Below are 17,517 nucleotides of genomic sequence, written 5' to 3'. Positions count from 1 at the left end.
GCCCTCTCCTGGGCGCCCCGCGGGCCAGGCGTCCGACGATCCGCCCCTCCCCGTCAGGGGGTCAAGGGACGAAGGGCGCAGACCCGGACGGGGGACGAGGCGGCGCGGCGGCTTGCCCCGGTGGGCAGACTGCGCAGGTGATCGAGAGCGCCGACGCCGCCGGGACGACGTCCCGGGTCCCCGCCGTGCCGGCGGCCCTCCCCGAGCCCGTCCCCGCGCAGACGGACGACACGCTGCTCGTCCCGGGTGAGACCTGCTGGCGCATCGAGCGCGCCGACCGCCACGCGGTGTTCGTCGACGCCGCCGACTACTTCGCCACCCTCAAGCGCGCGGTCCTGCGCGCCGAGCGGCGGGTGCTGTTCATCGGCTGGGACTTCGACCCGCGCATCCGCCTGGACCCCCGCACCCCGGGCCGTGCCCGCGACGACCGGCTCGGCCGGGTGCTGGAGAAGGCCGTGCGCGACAACCCGCGGCTGGAGATCGGCGTCCTGCAGTGGGACCTCGGGATGGTCGTGGCGCTCAACCGGCGCATGGCCCCGATCGTGTGGCTCAACCGGCGCACCCCCGACCGGCTGCGGTTCGCCGTCGACACGCACCACCCCCTCGGCGGCGCCCACCACCAGAAGATCGTCGTCATCGACGACTGCCTCGCCTTCGCCGGCGGCATCGACGTCACCGCCGACCGCTGGGACACCTCCGAGCACCGCGACCGCCACCCGATGCGCCACCGCCCGCACACCACCCGGCTGCGCGGCCCGTGGCACGACGTCACCAGCCTGGTGTCCGGCCCGGCGGCACGGGCCATCGGCGACCTCGCCCGTGAGCGCTGGGAGAGCGGCACGGGGGAGCGCCTGGAGCCGGTGGACGACGTCGAGGCGTGCTGGCCCGACGGGGTGGAGACGTTCCTGACCGACGTCGACGTGGCGATCTCGCGCACCCGCCCCGCGTACGGCGGGGCCGAGCTGGTCCACGAGATCGAGCTCCTGTGGCTGGCCGCGATCGCCGCCGCCCGGCGCACGGTCTACGTCGAGACGCAGTACTTCGCCAACCGCCGCATCGCCGAGGCGATCGCCGACCGGCTGGCCGAGGACGACGGCCCCGAGTTCGTGGTGCTCAACCCCCGGGGCGCCGAGGGGTGGCTGGAGAGCAAGGCCATGGACACCGCCCGGGTCAAGCTGCTCGACCTGGTCCGCCGCGCCGACCGGCACGACCGGTTCCGGCTGCTCGTCCCGGTCACCGAGGGGCGCCGGCCGGTGTACGTGCACGCGAAGGTCACCTGTGTCGACGACCGGCTGCTGCGGATCGGCTCGTCGAACCTCAACAACCGCTCGATGGGGCTGGACACCGAGTGCGACCTGTCCATCGAGGCCCGCACCGGCGACCCGCGGGAGACCGAGCTGCGGGAGGCGGTGCTGGCGATGCGGCACCGGCTGCTCGGCGAGCACCTCGGGGTGGCGCCGGAGGAGGTCGCGGCCGCCGTCGAGCAGCACGGTGGCTCGCTGGTGCGCGCGGTCGACGCGCTCGTGCGGCCCGCCGGGCGTTCGCTGGTGCCCTTCGAGCCGCCGCAGCTGGACCCGGTCGAGCGCTTCCTCGCCGACACCGAGCTGCTCGACGCGGAGCACACCCCGAACCGCTGGCGCCGGGTGAAGCAGGCCTTCGCCGGCCGCCGCCGCCGGCAGCGCGGCTGAGTCAGAAGCCGAACAGCAGGCCGAGGCCGGCGACGGTGAAGAGCACCATGACGACCACCAGCGGCAACTGGTCCGACGCCGGCGCCCGCGGCGCCACCCGCATCGCCTTCTCGTGGGCCAGCACCACGCCGACGACGTGGCCGAGGACCACCGCCGCCACCTGCACGTAGGCGATCAGGTCGGGGCCGACCGCCCGCAGGTCGACGACGTTCCCGGCGGTGCCGAACAGGTCGGCGCCGGTGCCGAGGGGGTCGCTGGCGAGGATCCACGTCCTCTGCCCGTCGAGGACGAGCAGCGAGAAGTAGTGCGCGACCGTGTAGCCGATCGCGATCGGCACCACCGAGGCCGCGTACAGCCGGGGCTGCGGGCGCAGCGGCAGCCGGCCGAGCCGGCCCGACAGGCGCGTGCCGAGCAGGTACAGGACCGCGACGAGCCCGGTGCAGGCGGCCAGCCCCAGCGTGCCCGACAGCGTGTCGTCCGCGGCTCCGGGGCCGGCCTGCCACCACACGGTGCGCGACAGCCCGTCGAAGCCGGTCGAGCCGAGCAGCACCACCACGACGGCGGCCAGGCCCGCCGCGTCCGGGGCGGCCGTCGCGGTGGTCAGCGGCGAGCGGACGACGACGGCCCCGTCGTCGCGGCGGCCGACCGGGGACAGCCGGGCCAGGACGGTCGAGTACACCTCGAAGCCGTCGGCGCGGGCGAACCACTCCTCGCCGAACCAGGCCGCCGCGGCCAGGTGCACGACCGCGTACCCGAGCAGGAACACCGCGACCGTGGCCGGCTCGGACCGGTCCGGGTACACCAGCTCCAGCCAGACGAAGGCCAGCAGCGAGGCGGCCGCCGGCCACAGCCCGAGCTCCGGCAGCCGGCCGGCACCGCGCGGCGGGCCGGCTCCCACGCGCAGGCCGCGGGCGAGCAGCCGCAGCGGGTTGGCCACCCGCCAGACCGGGCCGAGCAGCAGGCTGGCCGGCACCAGCCCGACCCAGAAGGTCACGTAGAGGACCCACGGCGCCAGGTTGTCCGCGGGGTCGCGGGGTCCGGCGAGCGCGACGAGCAGCACGAGGACGGCGACGGCGAGCGCGGCCGCCTGCAGGCACCGGCGCAGGACGGTGCTGTCCGCGGCCCGCTGCACCCAGGGCGGCAGCGGGTGTCCCGACGTGGCGTCCCCGAGCCTCGGCCGCCGCCAGAACAGCAGCAGCACCGTGAAGCTGACCAGGATCGCCGCACCGGCGCCGTAGAGCGCCAGCCCGAGGGGGAGCGGCAGGTCGGTGCGCGAGCCGACGCCGTGCGCGAGGACGGTCACCCGACCTGCAGCGACAGGAGCACCGTGCCCGTCTCGTGCAGCTCCACCTCGAAGACGCCGGGGACGTCGGCGGGGAACCGCACGGTCGCCGGGGTGCCGGGGACCAGCCCGGCCGCGCGGTCGTAGCCGTGCACGTGCAGCTCGTCGGCGGCGTCGCTGGTGACGGTCAGGGTGACCTGCTCGCCGAGGGCGACCGGCACGCGGCCGGTGTCCCCGGTCACCCGCCCGCCGGAGATCCGCACCTCGAGGACGCGGCCGGCCGGGGTGGACGGGGCCGCCACCGACGCCTCCGGGGCCGTCGTCGCCGCCGAGGACGCCGACGGTGCGCCGGACGCGGGCGCACCGGCGTCCGACGGCGCGGTCCCGGCGCAGCCGGTCAGGAGGGCCAGCGCGGTCGCGGCGGCGGCGAGGGCCGGGCGGCGGGTCACCGGCCCACCCCGCTGACCACCCGGCCGTCGACCGGCCGGCCGGGGAGGCGTCCACCGCCGAGCCGGGAGTACCGGCCCACGCCCCACGCGAGCGCCGCCACGATCGCCAGCGTGCAGGCCAGGACGACGAGGCCGGCCGCCGTCCACAGCCCGCCGCCGGACCGCTCCCGCTCCCGCTGCAGGACGTCGACCTCCGGGACGGCCGCGCGGGTCACCCCGTCGGTGGCGGCGACCCCGTCGGCCGGGATCGCGGGGTCCTCGGGCAGGTGGATCGGCACCGCGGTGAGCACCCGCCCGTCGTGGACGCGCAGCAGCGTCTTCCAGTCGCCGTGGACCGGCACCGGCTCGGTGGTCCGGTACACGCCCGGCCCGGTTCGCTCGAGGTCGGTGACCACCAGCCCCTGTCCCTGCCAGGCGGTGATCTGCACCCACGCCGGGTCGTCGACGGCGTCTGCCGGGCTCAGCTGCACGCTCACGTCGACCGTGCGCGGGTCGGAGGTGACCTCCTCGACGGTGAAGGTGGCCTCGAGGTCGTCGGGGACGGTGGCGACCACCCCGTTGGCCACCCCGCCGGCGACCGCCACCAGGGCGAGCACGAGCACGCTGCGGGCGACGGCCGGCCGGGGCAGCCGGCGCCGCAGGCCGAGGGCCAGCAGGGCCCCGAGCAGGCCGCCGGCGACCCCGCCGACGACGGCCATGACGGTGCCCTCGACCAGGACGTCGCCGTTCCACTCCAGGGTCTGGGTCAGCCGTGTCCACAGCGCCTCGACGGCGGTGCCGGCGGTGCCGACGAGCGCGCCGGCGACGGCGCCGAAGGCGAGTGGGCGGCGCACCAGCGGCCAGGCCAGCGCGAGGACCTCCACGACCAGCGCCGAACCGAGGTACAGCGGGAAGGTGGGGGGGATCTCGCCGAGGACCGGGCCCACCAGGACGGAGATGGTGCCGCGCACGAGGAGGAAGAAGGCGGTCGCGGCGAGCGCTCCGCCGCGGCCCATCCAGAGCCGGGCGGCGACCAGCGCGGCCCCGGCGGCGCCGGCGACCATGAACGGCTCGAGCACCAGGCGGAACTGCGGGACGTCGAAGTCGAACTCGCCCTGGAACACCGACAGGCCCAGCAGCAGGCCGCCCATGGCCGCGGCCTGGCGGAGGAACCGCGCGCGGCGGCCGGCGCGCCGGCCGCCGTCGTCGGGGGACGTCCCGTCGCGGCCCTCCATCTCCAGGACGAGCAGGCCGACGACGGACAGTCCCGCGCCGCCGATGAGCATCAGGTGGGTGGGGCCCCACAGCGTCACGTCCTGGCCGAACAGGCGGTGCCAGACGTCGTCGAGCGGGAAGCCGAGCAGGGCGTAGAAGCCCGCGGCGGTGAGCAGGACCCCGCCGACGGGCACGTCCCACCCGCGCAGGAAGCGGACGGCGGCCGGGCCGGGGCGCTCGCCCAGGGGCATCGAGCAGGCCAGCACGCCGCCGGAGAAGACGCCGAACAGGCCGAGGAGGATGAGGTAGTGCGCGGGGTTGGCCAGCGGTCCCTCGTCGCGGCCGACGCCGATGTGCAGCGAGATGTCCCAGAGCATCCCGAGCAGCGCCACGAGCAGGGACGCCGTCGTCAGCACGGTCGGCAGGGCGACCCAGCCGGGCACGTGCGCGGTCCTCCCGAGGGCGTCCCCGGCGCGGCTGAGCGCCGCGGTCCGCCCGGTGCGGTGGGCCCAGACCAGGCCGAGGAGGGCGGCGGTGAGGGCGAACCCGAGGGCCGAGGCGAGCACGACCTCCCCGAGGGCGGCACCCCCGGCCGGACGCTCCTCCACGGCGAGCAGCGCTGGTCCCATGGACGTCACGGGACGTATGGAACACCAATCAACGTTACATGGCAAAGTGGCACATCGGAGGACCGTTACGATCGCTCCCTGATGGAGGCCGAGCAGCAGGAAGCCGCGTCCGTCCCCGAGGGGGGCGGCGATCGTGAGTTCACCGTCGACGAGCTCGCCGCGCGGGCGGGCATCACCGTGCGCAACGTGCGCGCCTACGCCGCCCGCGGGCTGCTGCCGCCGCCCCGGCTGGTCGGTCGCACCGGCTACTACGGCGCCGAGCACGTCGCCCGGCTGCTGCTGGTCCGCGAGATGCTCGCCGAGGGCTACTCGCTGGCCGTCATCGAGCGGACGCTGGCCACCGCGCCCTCCGTGGGCGGGTCGGCCGCGCTCGCGCTGCACCGCGCGCTGCTCGCGCCGTGGCTGCCGCCCGAGCCCGAGGACACCACCGCCGACGAGCTCACCGCGCGCGCCGGGGTCCCGGTGGAGCCGGCCACCCTGGAGGAGATGGTCGAGCTCGGCCTCCTGGAACGGCTCGACGACGGCCGGCTGCGGGTGACCGACCCGTCGCTGCTGACCGCGGGCCTGCAGGTCGTCCGGCTCGGCGTCCCGCCCTCGGCGCTGGTGGCCGCCCAGGCGCGGGTGATCGAGCTGGTGCGGGAGATCGCGGCCACCTACGTCGGGATGTTCGTGGAGACCGGCTGGCAGGCCTTCGTCGAGGCCGGCGCGCCGCCCGAGCAGCTCGACGAGGTGCGCGCGATGGTCGAGCGGCTGCAGCCGGCCGCGGCGCAGGCGCTGCTGGCCAGCTTCCGCACCGAGATGGCCGCGGCGGTCGGGGCCGCGGTCACGGCCGGGCTCGCGGCGCCGGCCGACGAGTAGCCGGCCGGACGGTCACGGTGCCCGGCGCCGCGGCTGCGGGAGGACGCCCAGCTCGCGTGCCCGGTCGACGGCGAGCAGCCGGTCGTGGCGGTCCAGCTTGCGGTAGGCGTTCTCCAGGTGCTTGTGCACCGTGCGGTCGCTGATCCGGAGCAGGCGCGCGACGGCGTCCGCGGTCAGCCCGCTGCCGACGTGCCCCAGCACCTGCACCTCGCGGGCGGTGAGCCCGAGCTCCTCGCGCGCGGCCACGCCGTCCGGCGCGGCCGCCAGGTGGGCGCCCACCGTCCGGTCCAGCAGGGCGAGGACGGGCTGCAGCGCCCGCGCCGACGCCAGGTCCCGGTCGCTGAACTCGGCACCCGACCGGTTGACCGTCCAGACCCGGCCGCCGGCCCCCGTGCGCGCGGTCGGGATCGTCATCTGGTGCTCGGCGCCGCCCGGTCGGAGCAGCTCGACGTAGGCCGCGTTGCGCAGCAGCTCCGCCCGCGTCGCCACGTCGCTCAGCCGCCGCGGGGCCGGGAGGCCGCGGGAGCGGTCGGCGCGGAGGCTGCGGACGACCGGGTGGTCGCCGGCGAGGGCGAGCAGGTGCCGGGCCACGTCGTCGCCGGACCGTCCGCCCTGCGGGTGCCGCCGGACCTCGGCCGACCGGTCGCGCAGGTCGAGGGCGACCCGGCCGACGAAGTCGGCGCACAGCAGGTCGGTGAGGGCCCCCGCGACCACGCGCAGGTGGCGGTCCCGGTCGACCACGCCGTCGAGCAGGTCCACCAGGTCCGGCGCTGCCTGCCACGCCCGTGCGTCCGACATCGCGACTCCCGACGCCCACCGCTGCGGGGACAGCCTGGCACCGACCCGCCGTCCGCGACCAGCGGCGACCCGGCGCGGGGCGACCTAGCCGGCCGGTCGCCGGTCGCGGCCGGCGGCGGGGGAGCCGGTGCGCTCGTGCGCACCGTCGGCCTCGTCGCGGTCGCGGGCGGCCAGCCGCCGGTCGCGGACCACCGCCATCACGACGGCGGCCACCAGGAGCGCCGCCGGCACGGAGAAGCCGGCGGTGGCGACGAGGCTCAGCCCGTCGGTCGCCAGGGTGCTCGCGCCGGACACGCCTCCATGTGACACCGAGCGGTGTCACGTGTCAACCGCACCGGACCGTCGGCACCCCCCGGTAGGACACCGGCGTGACCCCGCTCCCCCCGGTGGACCTGCTGGCGGCCCCGTCGAGTGCGGCGGCGCACTGGCCCGGCCAGGAGCGGGCCTGGGCCGCGCTCGCCACGGCCGGGCTGCCGGAGGCGCTCGGCCGGTCGCGGGAGGTGGCCGTCCGGGAGCTGTTCCCGCCCGCCCGGTGGACCGCGGGTCCGGCGCCGGCCGGGCGGGTCCGGGACGCCGGCCGCGTCGCCGCGGGCCTCGTCGCGGTGCGCGACGCGGTCGCGGCCTCGCTGCGGGCCGGCCGGCTGCCGGTCGTGGTGGGAGGGGAGTGCACGACCACGGTCGGCCTCGTCGCGGGCGCGCGGGCCGCCGGGCGGGAGCCGGGGCTGGTCTACGTCGACGGCGGCGTCGACCTCCGCACCCCGGCCGACAACCCCACCGGCGTCGCCGACTCGATGGCGCTGGCCCACGTCCTCGCGCTCGACGGGTGCGATCCCGACCTGCTCGCCGTCGGCCCGGTCCGGCCGCTCCTCGCCGTGGACGCCGTGGTGGCGGTCGGCGTCCGTGCGGTCGAGCCCGACGCCACCACGGCGCGGCGGATCGGCCTCGCCGTCACCCCGGCCGGCGCGGTCGCGGCCGACCCCGACGGCGCGGCGGCGGCGGCCGCGAGGGCCGCGGGCCGGGACGACGGGTTCCTCGTGCACCTCGACGTCGACGTCGTCGAGTTCCTCGACCTCCCGCTGGCCGACGTGCCCGACCACGGCCGCGGCCTGCCGCTCGGCACCGTCGCGGCCGTCCTCACCCGGCTGTGCGCCGACCCCGGCCTGCGCGGGCTGTGCGTCACGGAGGTCAACCCCGACCACGCGCCCGGCCCGGACGACGTGGGCCGGCTCGTGGCCGTCCTCACGGCCGCGCTGGGCTGAGGCACGGTTCCGCCGGCACACCGTGGGGGAGGAGGGGGGCATGGCCACCACGACCTTCGACTTCACCGGCTCCGTCGTCCTCGTCACCGGCGGCGGCTCGGGCATCGGCCTGGCGATCACCCGGGCCTTCCTCGACGCCGGCGCCACCGTCGCCGTCACCGGCCGCCGGCGGGAGCGGCTGGAGTCCGCCCTCGAGGGCGTGCCCGCCGAGCGCGGGGCGGCGCTGCCGGCCGACGTCTCCGACCCCGCGCAGGTGCGGCAGCTCGTCGCCGACGTCGTCGACCGGTTCGGCCGGCTCGACGTCGTGGTGAGCAACGCCGCCGGCTACGAGAGCGGGGAGATCACCGACCTCGCCGACGACGCGTGGGAGCGGATGCGCGCCACCAACGTCGACGCCTTCTTCCACCTCGCCAAGGCCGCGCTGCCGCGCCTGGCGGAGTCCGGCGGCAACCTGGTCGCCGTCTCCTCGGTGTCGGGTCTGCGCGGCGACTGGGGGCAGGCCGGGTACAACGCCACCAAGGCCGCCATCACCGTCTTCGTGCAGTCGCTGGCCCTGGACTGGGGCGCGCGAGGGGTGCGGCTCAACGCCGTCGCGCCGGCCTTCACCTTCACCGAGATCAACCAGGACGTCCCCCGCGACGAGGCGTCGCTCGCGCCGTTCGTCAACCGCGTCGCACTCGGCCGGCCCGGCGAGCCCGAGGACATCGCCCCGGCGGTGCTCTTCCTCGCCTCCGAGGGCGCCCGGTACGTCACCGGTGCGGTGCTGGCCGTCGACGGCGGCACCAGTGCCTCGACCGGCCAGGCGCACGTCTAGCACCCGGCCTCCCTCCGACCGCCTGGCCTCCGTCGCCGGCGCGGTGGCCGCCGGGCCGGGGGAGCGGGTGCTCGAGGTCGGCTGCGGTGCCGGTGTGCTGGTCACCCTGCTGGCCGCCGCCGTGCACCCGGGCCCGGTCGTCGCCGTCGACCGGTCGGCCCGGATGGTCGCGGCCGCCACCCGGCGCAACCGGGCGGCGGTCGAGGCGGGCCGGGTCCGGCTCGTGGCCGCTCCGCTCGTCGAGGCCGACCTCGGCGACGACCGGTTCGACGTCGTCGTCGCCGTCGACGTCCGGGCCTTCTGGACACCACCGGCGCCGGAGTGGGACGTCGTCGCGCGGGTGCTCGCCCCGGGCGGACGGGTGGTCCTCGGCGCCTCGGTGATGCGCGCGGGCGACGCCGACCGTGTGCGGGTCCAGGTCGCCCGGGCGGCAGGGGAGCGCGGCCTCGCGGTGACCGCCACGGCGCAGGTCGGCACCGTCCCGTTCCCGACGGCCACGATCGAGTTGCGTCGCCCGGACGGCGGGTAGGAGAGGGGCATCCGCCAACGGGAGGACCCTGCAATGACCGACGACCTGCCCGGCCTGCCCGGCGACCTGTACGGCTACGAGACGCTGCTGACCGACGACGAGCGCAAGGAGCTGACCGGCATCCGGCGCTTCCTGCACGAGGAGGTGCGGCCGCGCGTCAACGACGCCTGGGCCTCGTCGGAGTTCCCGATGGACCTGGTGCCCCGCTTCGCCGAGGAGGGCATGGTCGGGCGCAGCTACGACCTGGAGCACCAGCCGCGCGCCTCCCGGCTGTTCACCGGCTTCATCGCGCTGGAGACCGCGCGCGTCGACCCGTCGATGGCCACGTTCCTCGGCGTGCACAACGGCCTGTCGATGGGGTCGATCGTGCTGCTGGGCTCCGACGAGCAGCGCGCCCGGTGGGTCCCCGACATGGTCGCCTTCGACAAGATCGGCGCCTTCGCCCTCACCGAGCCGCACGGCGGCTCCGACGTCGCCCGCGGGCTGGAGACCACCGCGCGCCGCGACGGCGACGGGTGGGTCATCGACGGCGCCAAGCGGTGGATCGGCAACGGGACCATCGCCGACGTCGTCGTGGTGTTCGCCCGGGACGTCGCCGACGACTCGGTGAAGACCTTCGTCGTGGAGAGGGGCACCCCCGGCTTCACGCCCACGAAGATGGAGGGCAAGTACGCCCTGCGCACCGTGCAGAACGCCGACATCGTGTTCGAGGGCTGCCGGGTGCCGGCGGAGAACAAGCTCGAGCACGGCAACTCGTTCAAGGACGTCAACCGGGTGCTCAAGCTGACCCGCGGCGGCGTGGCCTGGTCGGCGGTCGGCTGCCAGATGGGCGCCTTCGAGGCGGCGATCACCTACGCCAGGGAGCGCTCGCAGTTCGGCCGCCCGATCGCCGGCTTCCAGCTCGTCCAGGACCTGCTCGCCCGCATGGCCGGCAACGTCACCGCCAGCCTCGGGATGGCGGTGCGGGTCTCGCAACTGCAGGAGGAGGGCGTCTTCAAGGACGAGCAGGCCGCGCTGGCCAAGGCCTTCGTCACCGGCCGGGCCCGCGAGACCGTCGCCCTGGCCCGCGAGCTGTTCGGCGGCAACGGGATCCTGCTGGAGAACGACGTCGTCCGGTACTTCGCCGACGCCGAGGCGCTGTACTCCTACGAGGGCACCCGCGAGATCAACAGCCTCATCGTCGGGCGGGCGCTCACCGGGGTCAGCGCCTTCGTCTGACCCCACCTCGCAGGGGTGAGGGGACCGCGGCCCGGCTGGACCGCGGTCCCGCGGCTGCCGTTGCCCCGTCCGGGGTGACCGTCCGGGTCGCCGGGACGGGAGGCGCGCGGTGGCCGGGCAGTCGGTGCTGGTCGTGGAGGACACCGCGGAGATCCGCGAGCTGGTCGCCACGGTGCTCGCCCGCGCGGGGTTCGACGTCCGCGCCGTGGGCACCGGCGCCGCGTGCCTGGCCGAGGTGCGCCGGTCCGCGCCGGACCTGGTCGTGCTCGACCTCGGCCTGCCCGACGGGGACGGCACCGAGGTCTGCCGCCGGCTGCGCGCCGAGAGCGGCAGCTACGTGCTCATGCTCACCGCGCGGGCCGAGGAGGTCGACCTGCTCGTCGGCCTCGCCGTCGGCGCCGACGGGTACATGGCCAAGCCGTTCTCGCCGCGGGAGCTGGTGGCCCGGGTCCAGGCGATGCTGCGGCGCCCCCGGCCGGCCGTCGTGCCCGCCGACGACGCCGTCGTGCGGCTCGCCGACCTCGAGGTCGACGAGGACAGCCGCGAGGTGCGCGTCGACGGCGCCGTCGTCGACCTGACCCGCACCGAGTTCGACCTGCTGGCGGCGCTGGCCGCCCGGCCCGGCCGGGTGCTGCAGCGCGAGACGCTGCTGCGCGAGGTGTGGCAGACGGAGTGGTCCGGCAGCCTGCGCCTGGTCGAGGCGCACATGTCCAACCTGCGGCGCAAGCTCACCGCCGCGGGACTGCGCGCGGCCGAGATCAGGACCGTCCGCGGGGTGGGCTACCGGCTGGTCGCCTGATCCCCGCGCGGCACCGGGACCGCGCCCGCCGCCTCGGCGAGCTCGGCGACCAGCCCGGCGGCCACGACGCCGCGGCGCGCCTGCACGGCGATGGCGCCCGACAGCCGCGCGACGTCGGGATCGCCGAGCTGGGCGCTGCTGCCGGCCAGGGCGCCGGCGTCGGCGGCCAGCGCGCGGGCGTCCCCGGCCCGCGCGGCGCCGGCGATCGCGGCCAGCCGGCCCGGCAGGGCCTCGGCGTGCGCGGTGCGCAGCCGCGCGACGAGGTCGGGGTCGACGGGGACCGCCGGCGGGGGGTCGCCGGCCGGTGCGGTGCGCTCCTCGAGGAATGCCAGCAGCCGGGCGGGCAGCTCGCCGTCGGTGACGATCGAGGCCCGCCGGACGGGGGTGCCGTCGTCCGGGATCACGATCACGAGCCTGCCACCGGCGCCGCAGCCGCTCCGCGCGCCCCCCGCAAGAGAGGCGCAGGACGGTGTGCTCAGCGCGGCAGGACCAGCGTGGCCGTGGTCCCGCACCCCTCGACGCCGGCCAGCTCCAGCCGGCCGCCGTGCGCCGTGGCGATCGCCCGGGTGATGGACAGGCCGAGCCCGACGCCGGGCACCCCGGCGCGCACGGCGCTCGCCGCGCGCACGAACCGCTCGCCCAGCCGCGGCCGGTCGGCCGCGGGGATGCCGACGCCGGTGTCGCGGACGTGCACGCACACGGTGGCGTCCGCGGCCTCGACGGCGAGCTCCACGCGCCCGCCGCGCGGCGTGAACTTCACCGCGTTGGAGACGAGGTTGTCGACCGCCTGCGCCAGCCGGACGGCGTCGCCGGGCACCACCGGGCCGGGCCCGGGCACGTGCGCCTCCAGGGTGACGCCGGCGGCCGCGGCGGCGACCCGCGCCGACTCCTCCGCGGCCGACACCAGGCCGCCGAGGTCGACCTCGCCCGGGGTGAGGACGAAGCGGCCGGCCTCCACCTGCGCGGTGAACAGCAGGTCCCCGACCAGGCGCTCGAGGCGGGCGGCGTTGCGGGTCACGGTGTCGAGGGCCCGGCGGTGGCCGGCGTCGAGCGCGGGGTCGTCCAGCACGACCTCCAGCCAGCCGAGCACCGCCGACAGCGGGGTGCGCAGCTCGTGGCCGACCAGCGCGACGAACTGGTCCTTGAGCCGCTCGGCGGCGCGCACCTCGGTCATGTCGGTGCCGACGAAGGTCCAGCCGGCGCCGCCTTCGTCGTCGGCGCGCGGGGTGACGGCGACCGACACGGTCCGGCGGGAACCGCCGGCCGCCACGTAGGTCCAGTCGCGGACGTCGCTGCCGTGCTCGGCGGCGGCCGCCACCAGGGCGTCGAGCCCGCGGCCGCCGAGCTCCTCGGGCAGGTGGAAGTCGGTGATCCGGCGGCGGCGGACGACGTCGGCGCGCGGCAGCCCGAGCAGCCGCTCCGCGCCGGGGTTCCACACGCGGACCACGCCGTGGCGGTCGGTGCCGACGACGGACTGCTCGGTGATCGCGTCGACGACGCTGGTCATCGTGGCGGCGCGGGCGCGCAGCATCCGCGCGGCGACGGCGAGCTCCTCCCCACGGTCGGCGACCAGCTCGGCCAGCGTGGCGCGCTCGGCCTGCAGCTCGGCGACCTGCGCGCGCAGCGCCGCGAGCTCCGCCCCGGTCCCGGTCACACCCCGGTGGTCGGCACCGGCACCCGCGGGGTCCAGCCGGGGCGCCGGCGGCTCACCCGGGCAGGGGAGGCGCGGACACGGCAGCGCCCCGCCGGGAGGACCCGACGGGGCGCCGCGGTGGTGGTGCGGTGGTGGTGCGGAGCTCAGCTGCTGGAGGTCTGGCTCTGCACGGACTGGCGGGACTGCTGGGCCTGGCCCTGCACGTCCTGCGCGGCCGACTGGCCCTCCTGCTTGACCGTCTGGGCGGCGTCCTGGGCGGTGCCCTTGACCTCCTCGACGGCCTGCTGCGCGGCCGGCCTGAGCTGCTCGCCGACCTCCTGCGCGGCCTGCTTGGCCGGCGCGAGCAGCTCGTCCTTGTGCTCGCGCAGCGTGCTCTCGGCCTGCTGGGCCAGCTGCCGCTCCCTCTCCGAGGCGGGCAGCAGGCTCGACACGAGCCAGCCGACCCCGAAGGCGATCAGCCCGGCGGCCAGGGGGTTGCCCTGCGTCTGGCGGACGACCAGGTCGGGGGCCTGCTGGACGGCGTGCGCCGCCTGGGAGGCCGCGTCCTGCACCGTGCCCGCGGCGCTGGACGCCGCGCCCTGCACGCTGCTGGCCGCGTTGGAGGCCGCCCCCTGCACGCTGCCGGCCACGTTGGAGGCCGTGCCCTGGACCGAGCCCAGGGCGTTGTGCGCGCTGCCGTGCGTCGAGGAACGGGTGTCGTGGGACGAGCCCATGACCCGGTCCTTGACGCTGGCGAAGCGGCCCTTCGCCGTGGCCATGCGCCGGTCGATGACGCGGGCCGGGTTGACCTTCTCGTTGAGGGCGTCGACGTCGTAGCTCAGCTCACGACGCGTCTCCTCGATCTGCCGCCGGATGACGTCCGGGTCACTGCTGCTGGTCATGTCTGCTCCAGGGTGTGTGGTGGCCTGACCGGTTCCGGTCGCGGGCCGCGGGTCAGTGGGGCTTGAGGGCGCCGGGGACCTGCTGGAGGGTGTCCACGGTCCGTTCGGGCTTCGGGTTGACCTGCCGGAACTTCTTGCGTCCCAGGACGAACGCGACGGCGCCGATGACGCCCCAGAGGACCGCCACGATGAGCGCGGCCAGGCCGGCGTCCATCACGTTCTCGAGCGCCCACCACAGGGCGAAGGAGAGGAACAGCAGCACCATGTAGCCGGCGAAGCCCGCGGCGCCGAACATGCCCGCGCCCTGGCCGGCCTTCTTGGCCTCGACCTTGAGCTCCGCCTTGGCCAGCTCGAGCTCCTGGCGCATGAGCACCGAGAGGTCCGTGGTGACCTCGCTGATGAGCTCACCGACGGAGGTCCCGGAGACCTCGGGCCGTCCGGCCTCGGTCATCGGGGTCCCCCGGTTGCCGGCGTGCGCGCCGTAGGACTGGTCGTAACCGGCGTCCTGGGTGTAGCCGGTCGAGCCCTGGGTGTAGCTGGTGGCGCCCTGCTCGTAGCCGGTGCCGCCCTGCTCGTAGCCGGGGGTCCCGGCGTAGTTCGGCTGCGGCGGCTCGGGCGGGTACCCGCCCGAGCCGCCCACCGGCGTGGCGCCGGAGTACGGGGAGGTCACGGCTCAGACCCCCTGGCCCGGACGCCGGGTGGGGTCGTCCCAGCCGGCGGGCGCGGCCGGCGGCACGACGCTGCCGGCGGGCGGGACCGTGCCGTACGGCGGCGGGGCAGCGGGGTGCCCGGCGTGGCCGAGTGCTCGCCGTAGCCGGCGGCGGTCGTCGTCTCGTAGCCGGTCGTCGTCTCATAGCCGCTGGTCGACTCGTAGCCCGTGTAGGTCGGGGCCGGCTCGACGTAGTTGCTGCCCGAGGAGTAGGTCGACGGCGTCGAGGTGAGCTGCGAGCGGCCGCTCGAGGACGAGTCGGTGCTGTGCGCGGCCTTCACGCCGCTGGTCAGGCGACCGGCGAGGACGCCGGCGAGCGCGGCGCCGAGCAGGAAGGTGCCCGGCTTGCGGCGGGCGAAGGAGCGGACCTCGTCCAGCAGGTCGGCCGGCTCGCGGTTCTGCAGCAGGTTCGCGAACTCCTCGACCCTGCTGGCGCCCTGCTGGATCAGGTCGCGGGCCGGGCCGGGGGCGGGGGCGTTGCCCTCGACCATGCCGCGCAGCTGGTCGGCCAGGCTCGACAGGCTCTGCCCGGCCTTCTGCTGCTGCGAGACGGCCTGCTGGCGGACCTGGCTGCGGCCCTGCTCGAGCAGGCTCTGCGCCTGGTGCTTCGTCTCGGCCACGACGTTCTTGGCCTGGTCGGCGGCGGTCGAGGCGACCTGCGACCCGGCCTGCTTGGCGGTCTCGCCGACGTTGCGGGCCTCGTCCTTCGCGACGTCGGTGGTCGACGGCGAGCCGGAGGTGGTCGTGGTGGTCGAGGTCGAACTCGTGTCCCCGTAGCCGGTGGCGCCCGAGGAGGGCGGCGGCGGGAGGGGGGCGTCGATGGAGTGGGTCATCGTTCCTCCTGAGTGGATCTCGGTCGAGGCTGGCGCTACCCAGTTCTGGATCACCCACACACGTCCCGGCGACGGCCGTCGCCCGGACGTGTGCGGGTGGAGCAGGGCCGGCGGCGCGGGCGCGCCGGCCCGTGGGCCGTGGGGAAGATGCGGGCCGGGAGCCGGCCGGGCTGGCAGTCCGCGCCGGCGACGTCGCCGTTCCCGCAGGCCAGGGGCTACCCGGACGCGGGAGTCCGGAAACGGCGTCACCCGCCCGTGGTCGCCAAGTAAGGTGAGGCTGACCTGATCCGAGGAGGGCCCCATGGCCGAGCAGTCCCCGCGCCGCAGGCGCGTGCCCCGCACGGGCACCGTCGTGCGCACCGGCCACGTGACCCCGCACGTCGTCCGCGTCGTCCTCGGCGGGGAGGGGCTGGCCGGCTTCGCGCCCGGCCACACCGACTCCTACGTCAAGCTGCTGTTCCCGCCGGCCGGCGCCCCCTACGCGGCCCCGTTCGACCTCGACGACGTGCAGGCCCGGCTCCCGCGCGAGCAGTGGCCGGCCACGCGCACCTACACCGTCCGCTCGTGGGACGCCGACGCCGGCGAGCTGACCATCGACTTCGTGGTCCACGGCGACGAGGGCGTCGCGGGCCCGTGGGCGCTGTCCGCCCGCCCCGGCGACACGCTGCAGATGTTCGGCCCCGGCGGCGGCTACAGCCCGGCCGGGGACGCCGGCTGGCACCTCATGGCCGGTGACGAGACGGCCCTGCCGGCGATCGCCGCCGCGCTCGAGGCGCTGCCCGCCGGCGCCCGCGCCGAGGTCTTCCTCGAGGTGGCCGGCCCGGAGGAGGAGCAGGACCTGCCCGCCGGTGCCGGTGTGCGGGTCACCTGGGTGCACCGCAGCGCGGCGCCGGGCGTCGCGCTCGTCGCGGCCGTCCTCGCGGCCGACCTGCCGGAGGGCGACGTCCAGGTGTTCGTGCACGGCGAGGCCGGCGCCGTCCGGGAGCTGCGCCGGTTCGTGCGCGCCGGGCTCGGCGCCCCGCGCGAGCGGCTGTCGGTCTCCGGCTACTGGCGGGTCGGCAGCACCGAGGACCGCTGGCAGGCCGAGAAGCGGGAGTGGAACGCCGCCGTCGATGCCGAGGACGCCGGCCTGGGCGTGGCCTAGCCCCCGTAGGGGAAGCGCGGGGCACGCCGCTCGGTGAAGGCGGCGACGCCCTCGGCGAGCTCCCCGGAGGCGATCGTCTCCCGGTACCAGCGGCCCGCCACCTCCTCGGCGTCCCCGCCGGTGGCCAGTGCCGCGGTGACCTCCTTGGCGGCGCGCTGGGTCAGCGCCGAGCGGCCGGCCAGCACCTCGGCGAACCGCCGGACCTCGCCGGTCAGGTCACCGGCGGGCAGCAGTCGGTCGACCAGGCCGGTGCGCAGCGCGGTGTCGGCGTCGAGGAGCTCCCCGGAGTAGAGGAGGTAGCGGGTCGTCGCCGGGCCCACGAGGTCCACGAGCTGGCGGGTCGACGTCGGCGTGTAGACGATGCCGACCTTGGCCGGGGTGACGCCGAAGACGCCGGTCGGGTCGGTGAAGCGCAGGTCGCAGCAGGTGGCCAGCTCCACCCCTCCGCCGATGCAGTGCCCGCGGATCATCGCGATGGTGGGTCGCGGGAAGTCCCGCAGCGCGGCCTGGGCGGCGAGGTTGTCCCGCCGCAGCCGCGCCATCGGGTCCTCGGCGTCGGGCCCGCCGAGCAGGTCGGAGATGTCGGCGCCGGCGCAGAAGCTCGGTCCGGCGCCGGTCACCACGAGCACGCGGACCTCCGGGTCGGCGGCCAGCTCCGCCAGGACCCCGGGGAGCGCGGCCCACATGCCGGCGGTCAGGGCGTTGCGCTTGTCCGCCCGGTCGATGGTGAGGACGGCGACGGCGCCGTCGCGGCTGACCCGCAGGTGCTCGGCCACGCG

At 76.6% G+C, this 17,517-nt stretch carries 19 protein-coding genes; 8 read left to right on the top strand and 11 right to left on the bottom strand.

Going from position 1 to position 17,517, the window contains the following annotated elements; all coding sequences use genetic code 11:
- The first annotated feature begins 137 nt into the window (after window positions 1-137).
- Window positions 138-1,688: a phospholipase D-like domain-containing protein gene (locus tag JD79_RS00720; protein ID WP_245899473.1), complete on the top strand. Its 1,551-nt coding sequence runs from the start codon at window positions 138-140 to the stop codon at window positions 1,686-1,688.
- A 1-nt stretch (window position 1,689) separates the two neighbouring features.
- On the opposite strand, the gene JD79_RS00715 is transcribed toward JD79_RS00720, so the two are convergent.
- The 3 genes from JD79_RS00715 to JD79_RS00705 are packed head-to-tail and all read right to left on the bottom strand — an operon-like array spanning window position 1,690 to window position 5,242.
- Window positions 1,690-2,991, bottom strand: coding sequence for a hypothetical protein (locus JD79_RS00715; RefSeq protein ID WP_110003986.1), 1,302 nt, complete (start codon window positions 2,989-2,991; stop codon window positions 1,690-1,692).
- A complete protein-coding gene (locus JD79_RS00710; protein ID WP_211307807.1) occupies window positions 2,988-3,419 on the bottom strand; it encodes a cupredoxin domain-containing protein in 432 nt (143 codons plus the stop codon). The genes JD79_RS00715 and JD79_RS00710 overlap by 4 nt, the downstream gene beginning before the upstream one ends.
- Complete coding sequence (locus JD79_RS00705) at window positions 3,416-5,242, bottom strand: hypothetical protein (protein WP_211307806.1); 1,827 nt, start codon at window positions 5,240-5,242, stop codon at window positions 3,416-3,418. The genes JD79_RS00710 and JD79_RS00705 overlap by 4 nt, the downstream gene beginning before the upstream one ends.
- Before the next feature lie 81 nt (window positions 5,243-5,323).
- On the opposite strand from JD79_RS00705, the gene JD79_RS00700 reads away from it, so the two are divergent.
- Window positions 5,324-6,100 carry a MerR family transcriptional regulator gene (locus JD79_RS00700; RefSeq protein ID WP_110003985.1) on the top strand — a complete coding sequence of 259 codons (777 nt, stop codon included), beginning with the start codon at window positions 5,324-5,326 and terminating at the stop codon, window positions 6,098-6,100.
- A gap of 12 nt (window positions 6,101-6,112) precedes the next feature.
- On the opposite strand, the gene JD79_RS23260 is transcribed toward JD79_RS00700, so the two are convergent.
- Together JD79_RS23260 and JD79_RS00690 are read right to left on the bottom strand one after the other, a co-directional pair.
- Window positions 6,113-6,898, bottom strand: coding sequence for a response regulator transcription factor (locus JD79_RS23260; protein ID WP_110003984.1), 786 nt, complete (start codon window positions 6,896-6,898; stop codon window positions 6,113-6,115).
- Between the two features lie 84 nt (window positions 6,899-6,982).
- Complete coding sequence (locus JD79_RS00690; protein WP_110003983.1) at window positions 6,983-7,192, bottom strand: hypothetical protein; 210 nt, start codon at window positions 7,190-7,192, stop codon at window positions 6,983-6,985.
- Between the two features lie 74 nt (window positions 7,193-7,266).
- On the opposite strand from JD79_RS00690, the gene JD79_RS00685 reads away from it, so the two are divergent.
- The 5 genes from JD79_RS00685 to JD79_RS00665 all read left to right on the top strand — a co-directional run bounded on the left by JD79_RS00685 (window position 7,267) and on the right by JD79_RS00665 (window position 11,517).
- Window positions 7,267-8,157 carry an arginase family protein gene (locus JD79_RS00685; protein ID WP_211307805.1) on the top strand — a complete coding sequence of 297 codons (891 nt, stop codon included), beginning with the start codon at window positions 7,267-7,269 and terminating at the stop codon, window positions 8,155-8,157.
- Window positions 8,158-8,197: 40 nt separating this feature from the next.
- Entirely contained in the window at window positions 8,198-8,971 is a 774-nt protein-coding gene (budC, locus tag JD79_RS00680; protein ID WP_110003982.1) for a meso-2,3-butanediol dehydrogenase, read from the top strand.
- 43 nt (window positions 8,972-9,014) lie between these two features.
- Complete coding sequence (locus JD79_RS00675) at window positions 9,015-9,500, top strand: methyltransferase domain-containing protein (RefSeq protein ID WP_211307804.1); 486 nt, start codon at window positions 9,015-9,017, stop codon at window positions 9,498-9,500.
- A 33-nt stretch (window positions 9,501-9,533) separates the two neighbouring features.
- Window positions 9,534-10,718 carry an acyl-CoA dehydrogenase family protein gene (locus tag JD79_RS00670; RefSeq protein ID WP_110003980.1) on the top strand — a complete coding sequence of 395 codons (1,185 nt, stop codon included), beginning with the start codon at window positions 9,534-9,536 and terminating at the stop codon, window positions 10,716-10,718.
- A gap of 109 nt (window positions 10,719-10,827) precedes the next feature.
- On the top strand, window positions 10,828-11,517 hold the full coding sequence (locus JD79_RS00665) for a response regulator transcription factor (protein ID WP_110003979.1): 690 nt from the start codon (window positions 10,828-10,830) through the stop codon (window positions 11,515-11,517).
- Here JD79_RS00665 and JD79_RS22110 read toward each other — a convergent pair.
- The 5 genes from JD79_RS22110 to JD79_RS00640 form a co-directional block, all read right to left on the bottom strand.
- Window positions 11,499-11,921, bottom strand: a complete 423-nt coding sequence (locus JD79_RS22110) for a hypothetical protein (protein WP_146220354.1) — start codon at window positions 11,919-11,921, stop codon at window positions 11,499-11,501. The two genes, JD79_RS00665 and JD79_RS22110, sit on opposite strands and share 19 nt — an antisense overlap.
- Before the next feature lie 71 nt (window positions 11,922-11,992).
- Window positions 11,993-13,171 (bottom strand): sensor histidine kinase, encoded by a 1,179-nt coding sequence (locus tag JD79_RS00655; protein ID WP_110003978.1) that lies wholly within the window; start codon window positions 13,169-13,171, stop codon window positions 11,993-11,995.
- A gap of 143 nt (window positions 13,172-13,314) precedes the next feature.
- Window positions 13,315-14,052: a DUF3618 domain-containing protein gene (locus JD79_RS00650; protein ID WP_110003977.1), complete on the bottom strand. Its 738-nt coding sequence runs from the start codon at window positions 14,050-14,052 to the stop codon at window positions 13,315-13,317.
- A 52-nt stretch (window positions 14,053-14,104) separates the two neighbouring features.
- Window positions 14,105-14,722 carry a phage holin family protein gene (locus tag JD79_RS22915; RefSeq protein WP_211307803.1) on the bottom strand — a complete coding sequence of 206 codons (618 nt, stop codon included), beginning with the start codon at window positions 14,720-14,722 and terminating at the stop codon, window positions 14,105-14,107.
- Window positions 14,719-15,594, bottom strand: coding sequence for a hypothetical protein (locus tag JD79_RS00640; protein ID WP_245899471.1), 876 nt, complete (start codon window positions 15,592-15,594; stop codon window positions 14,719-14,721). Before JD79_RS00640 ends, JD79_RS22915 begins: the two co-directional genes overlap by 4 nt.
- Window positions 15,595-15,895: 301 nt before the next feature.
- On the opposite strand from JD79_RS00640, the gene JD79_RS00635 reads away from it, so the two are divergent.
- Entirely contained in the window at window positions 15,896-16,738 is an 843-nt protein-coding gene (locus tag JD79_RS00635) for a siderophore-interacting protein (RefSeq protein WP_110003976.1), read from the top strand.
- Here JD79_RS00635 and JD79_RS00630 read toward each other — a convergent pair.
- Window positions 16,735-17,514, bottom strand: a complete 780-nt coding sequence (locus tag JD79_RS00630; RefSeq protein ID WP_110003975.1) for an enoyl-CoA hydratase/isomerase family protein — start codon at window positions 17,512-17,514, stop codon at window positions 16,735-16,737. The genes JD79_RS00635 and JD79_RS00630 overlap by 4 nt on opposite strands.
- Window positions 17,515-17,517: the final 3 nt, after the last annotated feature.

This window comes from Geodermatophilus normandii (assembly GCF_003182485.1).
GTDB classification, from domain to species: domain Bacteria; phylum Actinomycetota; class Actinomycetes; order Mycobacteriales; family Geodermatophilaceae; genus Geodermatophilus; species Geodermatophilus normandii.
The sequence above is the reverse complement of the archived record's forward strand: the minus strand, read 5'-3'. Positions and strand labels throughout refer to the sequence as shown.

What these genes read in the sequence shown, in the direction of transcription:
- JD79_RS00705 (WP_211307806.1), bottom strand. Translation starts at nt 5,242, where the DNA reads ATGGGACCAGCGCTGCTCGCCGTGGAGGAGCGTCCGGCCGGGGGTGCC.
- JD79_RS00700 (WP_110003985.1), top strand. Translation starts at nt 5,324, where the DNA reads ATGGAGGCCGAGCAGCAGGAAGCCGCGTCCGTCCCCGAGGGGGGCGGC.
- JD79_RS23260 (WP_110003984.1), bottom strand. Translation starts at nt 6,898, where the DNA reads ATGTCGGACGCACGGGCGTGGCAGGCAGCGCCGGACCTGGTGGACCTG.
- budC (WP_110003982.1), top strand. Translation starts at nt 8,198, where the DNA reads ATGGCCACCACGACCTTCGACTTCACCGGCTCCGTCGTCCTCGTCACC.
- JD79_RS00670 (WP_110003980.1), top strand. Translation starts at nt 9,534, where the DNA reads ATGACCGACGACCTGCCCGGCCTGCCCGGCGACCTGTACGGCTACGAG.
- JD79_RS00650 (WP_110003977.1), bottom strand. Translation starts at nt 14,052, where the DNA reads ATGACCAGCAGCAGTGACCCGGACGTCATCCGGCGGCAGATCGAGGAG.
- JD79_RS00640 (WP_245899471.1), bottom strand. Translation starts at nt 15,594, where the DNA reads ATGACCCACTCCATCGACGCCCCCCTCCCGCCGCCGCCCTCCTCGGGC.
- JD79_RS00635 (WP_110003976.1), top strand. Translation starts at nt 15,896, where the DNA reads ATGGCCGAGCAGTCCCCGCGCCGCAGGCGCGTGCCCCGCACGGGCACC.